Genomic DNA, 5,552 nt, shown 5'->3' on the forward strand with positions numbered 1-5,552 from the left:
TTGAGCGAGATCGCAAGCGCAAAGAAGCAGAGCGTAAAAAAGCGGAGCAAGAAGCGAAGAAGGCAAAAGAGCTAGCAGCAAAGGCTGAACGAGATCGTAAGGCGAAAGAAGCTGAGCGACGCAAAGCTGAGGCTGAACGCAAGAAACAGGAACAAGCCAGACGCAAAGCTGAAGAAGCTGCGCGCAAGAAGAAGGAAGAGGAAAGGAAGCGAAAAGAAGCTGAAGAGAAAAAACGCAAGGAAGAAGCTGCGAGAAAAGAAGCTGAGCGTAAGCGCAAAGAGGAAGAAGCCCGTCAATTGGCTGAGATGGAGCAAATGATGATGGCAGAAATGGCAGCGGAACAAGCGCAAATCAGCGAACAGCGGCAACGAATGATTTTGTCTGAGAAAGACAAATACGTGGCAATGATCCGCCAAAAAATTCAGCGCAACCTCAATACTGATGGTCTGCAGGGGAGAACCTGCTCCATCTATTTGAAACTCGCTTCTGGTGGTTTGGTATTGGATGTCCGGCGCCTGGAAGGCGACCAGTTAGCATGTAGTGAGACCATTCGAGCCGTGCGAAAGGCTGAGCCTTTGCCTGTATCCAAAGACCCTGACGTATTTTCGCAACTCAAAGAAATTAACCTGAAGTTAGAACTCGACGAGTAAATAGGACTTTTCATGAAACGGTTACTGATAGCCACTCTTGGCATCTTGCTCTCTTTTGCCTCCTCGTGGAGCTTTGCCGCCCTGGAAATTGTCATTACAGAGGGGATGTCCGAGGCCAGGCCTGTTGCTGTCGTGCCTTTTAAAAGCCTCGACGGAAAAGTGCCGCCCACAGATTTAGCTGAAGTAGTTGCCAGCGATCTCCGCCGCAGTGGTCGTTTTAACCCGGTTGATATTCAGCAGATGCCACAAACGCCAAGTAGCTCGACTGAGGTCAACTTCGAAGCATGGGCAATATTGGGTGTTGAGGCTGTGGTTGTTGGAACCACTCGCATGCAGCCAGATGGTAACTATGTGGTGAACTATGAGCTCGTCGACGTTATCCGAGGTAAAGAGCTTAATGGGGGTAAACCCATGCTCAAGGACCGTAAGCTGGTTGAAGATACGGGCTTCGTGCTATCACAAGGGCAACGGGCGGTTAAGCCTCGGCAGATGCGTCAATACGCGCATCTGATCTCAGATCGCGTTTTTCTGAGCCTGACGGGCCAGCGCGGTGCTTTTCTAACGCGTATTGCCTACGTCGTGGTTAATCACAACGCTAAAGTGCCATTCCAGCTGATGGTGGCTGATTATGACGGTTACAACGAAACACCATTGGTGCGCAGCAAAGAGCCCATTATGTCTCCCAACTGGTCCCCAGATGGGAAAAAGCTGGCGTATGTCACATTTGAAAAACGAAAATCAGAAATATATATCCAAGATATCTACACAGCGAAGCGCACAAAGCTGACGACGTTCGAAGGTATTAATGGGGCCCCACAATGGTCACCGGATGGTAAAAAAATCGCCATGGTGTTATCCAAGGATGGCAATCCCGATATTTATGTAATGGATATTGAAACCAAAGCGTTAACGCGTGTAACCAATCATCGAGCCATCGATACAGAGCCTTCTTGGTCACCGGATGGGCAATCACTCGTGTTTACGTCTGAGCGGGGTGGTAAACCTCAGATTTATCGCGTACATTTAGCAACTGGCAAGGTCGTTCGTTTGACGTTCGATGGTGAAATGAACCTAGGTGGTTCAATCTCTCCCAGCGGCGAAGAGCTGATCATGGTGAACAGGACACGAGGTCGTTACCACATTGCCAAACAAGATTTGACTTCAGGGGTGATGCAAGTCCTCACGCAAACGCGACTGGATGAATCGCCTAGCTTAGCGCCAAACGGTAGCATGATTATTTACAGTACTTTGCACGGTCAGCGGCAAGTATTGGGTATGGTATCTATCGATGGGCGGTTTAAAGCCAGGTTGCCAGCGGCGGACGGTGAAGTGCGTGCTCCTGCATGGTCACCATATCTTTATTAGGTCTAACAATAATCGTAAGGAACGTAACAAATGCGTCTCAAAGATCTGTTTAAGGGTGTTGTAGTAGCGCTGCCACTGTTCGTGTTGATGGCTTGTAGTACTACTCAAGAAGATAGTGATGCAACAGCTACTACTTCTGGCCCTAGCACTGAAGTTGTCGAACCAGCAGATGAAGCGGCAGAAACCAGCGTAGCTGAACCTGTACTGACTCCAGAGCAGGAACGCGAATTACAGCAAGCTGAATTGCGCAAGCAGCACATCATCTACTTCGAATTTGACAAGTCCGACGTTCAGAATCGCTTTGCTGATATCCTGGATGCTCACGCTGCTTACCTTCGTGCTAACACACAGGTAAAAGTGTTGATTGAAGGTCATGCTGATGAGCGTGGTACACCAGAGTACAACATCGCATTGAGCGAGCGTCGTGCTAAAGCGGTTGCTATGTATCTGCAAGGCTTGGGCGTGCTTGATTCACAGATCTCTATCGTTGCTTACGGTGAAGAGAAGCCTGTTGACACTAGCCGTACCGAAGACGCGTTCGCCAAGAACCGTCGTGCAGTATTGGTATACTAAGAAAGAAGCGCTATGAAGTACGCATCCATTGGCGTACTGCTCAGCGTTGCCTTGTTACCGGCGCAGTCTCTTGCAGAGCCTGCGCCGGTAACGGATCTAGGGGCAGCATCAGGGCAGGACATCGCCGTCTTAAAACAGCAGCTTGAACAAGCATCCCGCCTTCAGGTTCAGACACAGCAAAGCTTACAATCGCTCCAGTCTGAAGTGGACGAGCTTCGTGGTATGCTGGAAACTCAGAACCATCAGATGCAGCAGATGCTTCAGCGGCAGCGAGAGCTTTACCAAGAGCTTGACCGTCGGCTGGCGTCAGCACCTGCAACTCCTGTGCCTTCAGTGCCAACGACTGGCGAGGGTGAGGGTGATAAAACTGCAGAGTTGTCTGAATCTGCTGTTTATCAGAATGCAGTAAACCTGGTGCTCAAAGAGAAACAGTACGACCAGGCTATTCCGGCATTTTATGATTTCATCAACCAGTATCCGTCTTCTGAGCTAACGCCGAATGCGCGTTATTGGTTGGGTCAACTGTTGTTCAATAAAGGTGAGCGCAAGGATGCGAATGCGCAGTTTGAGGCTGTGGTGAACCAATATCCTAATTCGCCTAAGCGTTCTGATGCCATGTTGAAGATGGCGATGATTGCTCAATTGAATAGCGACAGTGCAAATGCGAAAACTTTGTACAATCGCGTTATCAAGGAGTATCCCGGTTCACCTAGTGCACAAATTGCACGAACCAAGCTGTCTTCGCTCAAATAACAAGCGAACGCGTTGAAAAGTGTGAAAAACAGCAAATAAGCTATTGCAACCGGCGGCCAAATAAGTATTATTAGCCGCCGTCGCCAAGGGGGGCTAAGCTTAGCTTTCTTGTGTGACAAAATGATGGGTCGTTAGCTCAGTTGGTAGAGCAGTTGACTTTTAATCAATTGGTCGCTGGTTCGAATCCAGCACGACCCACCATCATCTCTCTCTCTAGAGAGGTTTGCTTTTCTAATCTCAAAGAGAAGCAGTGTAAGTGTCTAAAGATGGGTCGTTAGCTCAGTTGGTAGAGCAGTTGACTTTTAATCAATTGGTCGCTGGTTCGAATCCAGCACGACCCACCATCTTTCTAAAACACTTACAGCACCTTGGATTGGGTCGTTAGCTCAGTTGGTAGAGCAGTTGACTTTTAATCAATTGGTCGCTGGTTCGAATCCAGCACGACCCACCATCCCAAGTCTCGTTTTTCTCTCAATCACGAACATTTTGTTTAAATTGTTTTCTAAACCTACAGAGCAGATAGCTTTGCGGTAAGCCCATGGCGTATAATTTCGCACACTGAATATTTCCAGAGAGTGAGCAATGAATCAGGTTCAGATCCTTGAGCAGTCCAGTTATCCGTTTCCTCCAAAACCCGCACCTTTAACAGATGCGGAGAAAGAGAGCTATAAATCGCGGATTAAGCAGCTGCTACAGGAAAAGAACGCAATTTTGATTGCCCACTACTACACAGACCATGAAATCCAGGCTTTAGCGGAAGAGTCTGGTGGTTTCATCGGTGACTCCCTTGAGATGGCGAAATTTGGTGCTAAGCATGAGGCAGATACGCTTATTATCGCTGGCGTGCGCTTTATGGGTGAGACCGCCAAAATCCTAAGCCCGGAAAAGCGGGTACTAATGCCGACATTGGAAGCTACCTGCTCACTGGATTTGGGCTGTGGCGCCGACGAATTTGAAGCTTTCAAACAAAAATACCCTGACCATACTGTTGTGGTTTATGCCAATACATCTGCTGCAGTAAAAGCAAAAGCGGATTGGGTGGTAACCTCGAGCATTGCGCTTGACGTGGTTGAACACTTAGATTCGGAAGGTGAAAAGATCCTGTGGGCGCCAGACCGCCACCTCGGTTCTTATATTGCCAAGCAAACAGGCGCTGAGATGGTCATGTGGCAGGGTGCTTGTATTGTTCACGACGAGTTCAAGTCGCGTGCATTGCTGGATCTGAAAAAACAGTATCCAGACGCCGCTGTTTTGGTTCACCCTGAATCTCCAGCCAGTGTCGTGGATATTGCCGATGCTGTTGGTTCGACGACTCAGTTGATTAAAGCGAGTCAGGCCCTGCCAAATACTCAATTCATCGTGGCGACAGATAAAGGGATCTTTTACAAGATGCAGCAGCTGTCACCAGAGAAAGAGTTTATTGAGGCTCCTACGGGCGGTAATGGTGCAACTTGCCGAAGCTGTGCACACTGTCCCTGGATGGCCATGAATGGCCTGAAAGCAGTCGAAGACGCACTTCTTGGTGAGAGTGAAGGGCATGAAGTGTTTGTTGACGCTGAACTCCGTGAGAAGGCGCTGGTGCCATTGAATCGAATGGTTAACTTCCAGGCGGGTATGTAAGTCACCGCAACAGGAAGCTAACTGCTCGTTAACTAAGCAGTTGTGCGCTGAACCATTGACCTGACCCTGGCTTTTCCCTATCATACGCCGCGCCTTGTAAGGGCATGCATTGCTATCGGATTGTTTTAAGTGATGCCCGTGGATTTCAACACGAAAAATTGAAATGACAATCAGATTTAGGTGAGGTGTCCGAGTGGCCGACTCGGAGGCGTTAGCCGGAGAGAGCGTCGGAGCTTGTCGACGACGACCCGAAGGGTGAGAGGTGAAACCTCGAATAACGAGCACGCATGGCGTGCGACAAGGCCCGGGTAAATCTCCAACGTGGATTTCAACACGAAAAATTGAAATGACAATCAGATTTAGGTGAGGTGTCCGAGTGGCCGAAGGAGCACGCCTGGAAAGTGTGTATACGGAAACGTATCGAGGGTTCGAATCCCTCCCTCACCGCCATTATTATTAGGAAGCCCAGCATCATGCTGGGCTTTCTTGTTTTCGGCGGTCGGTCGCGAGCGTCCGGCTGCGCAATCACAGATTGCTTGCGTTCGCCGGTGCAAAGCAGTGCTTTGCTATTCCCGGCTTACCCCTCACCGC

General features: G+C 49.2%; 5 protein-coding genes and 4 tRNA genes. All 9 read left to right on the forward strand.

Annotated features, from left to right (window positions below):
* Positions 1–650: cell envelope integrity protein TolA (tolA, locus tag ABEA14_RS16150; RefSeq protein WP_345341370.1), on the forward strand; the 650-nt coding region annotated here is incomplete at its 5' end.
* Between the two features lie 12 nt (positions 651–662).
* Positions 663–2,015, forward strand: coding sequence for a Tol-Pal system beta propeller repeat protein TolB (gene tolB / locus ABEA14_RS16155; protein WP_345341372.1), 1,353 nt, complete (start codon positions 663–665; stop codon positions 2,013–2,015).
* A 30-nt stretch (positions 2,016–2,045) separates the two neighbouring features.
* Positions 2,046–2,588, forward strand: a complete 543-nt coding sequence (pal, locus tag ABEA14_RS16160; RefSeq protein WP_345341374.1) for a peptidoglycan-associated lipoprotein Pal — start codon at positions 2,046–2,048, stop codon at positions 2,586–2,588.
* Between the two features lie 12 nt (positions 2,589–2,600).
* Positions 2,601–3,341: a tol-pal system protein YbgF gene (ybgF, locus tag ABEA14_RS16165; protein ID WP_345341376.1), complete on the forward strand. Its 741-nt coding sequence runs from the start codon at positions 2,601–2,603 to the stop codon at positions 3,339–3,341.
* Between the two features lie 125 nt (positions 3,342–3,466).
* A tRNA-Lys gene (locus tag ABEA14_RS16170) sits at positions 3,467–3,542 on the forward strand.
* A gap of 67 nt (positions 3,543–3,609) precedes the next feature.
* A tRNA-Lys gene (locus ABEA14_RS16175) sits at positions 3,610–3,685 on the forward strand.
* Between the two features lie 31 nt (positions 3,686–3,716).
* Positions 3,717–3,792, forward strand: a tRNA-Lys gene (locus tag ABEA14_RS16180).
* A 131-nt stretch (positions 3,793–3,923) separates the two neighbouring features.
* Complete coding sequence (nadA, locus tag ABEA14_RS16185) at positions 3,924–4,961, forward strand: quinolinate synthase NadA (protein ID WP_345341378.1); 1,038 nt, start codon at positions 3,924–3,926, stop codon at positions 4,959–4,961.
* A 362-nt stretch (positions 4,962–5,323) separates the two neighbouring features.
* Positions 5,324–5,411 (forward strand) — tRNA-Ser (locus tag ABEA14_RS16190).
* Positions 5,412–5,552: the final 141 nt, after the last annotated feature.

It is taken from the genome of Corallincola platygyrae (assembly GCF_039544265.1).
Lineage (GTDB): Bacteria > Pseudomonadota > Gammaproteobacteria > Enterobacterales > Neiellaceae > Corallincola > Corallincola platygyrae.

Excerpts from the sequence above, each read along its gene's own strand:
- tolB (WP_345341372.1), top strand. The coding sequence starts at position 663 with ATGAAACGGTTACTGATAGCCACTCTTGGCATCTTGCTCTCTTTTGCC.
- pal (WP_345341374.1), top strand. The coding sequence starts at position 2,046 with ATGCGTCTCAAAGATCTGTTTAAGGGTGTTGTAGTAGCGCTGCCACTG.
- ybgF (WP_345341376.1), top strand. The coding sequence starts at position 2,601 with ATGAAGTACGCATCCATTGGCGTACTGCTCAGCGTTGCCTTGTTACCG.
- nadA (WP_345341378.1), top strand. The coding sequence starts at position 3,924 with ATGAATCAGGTTCAGATCCTTGAGCAGTCCAGTTATCCGTTTCCTCCA.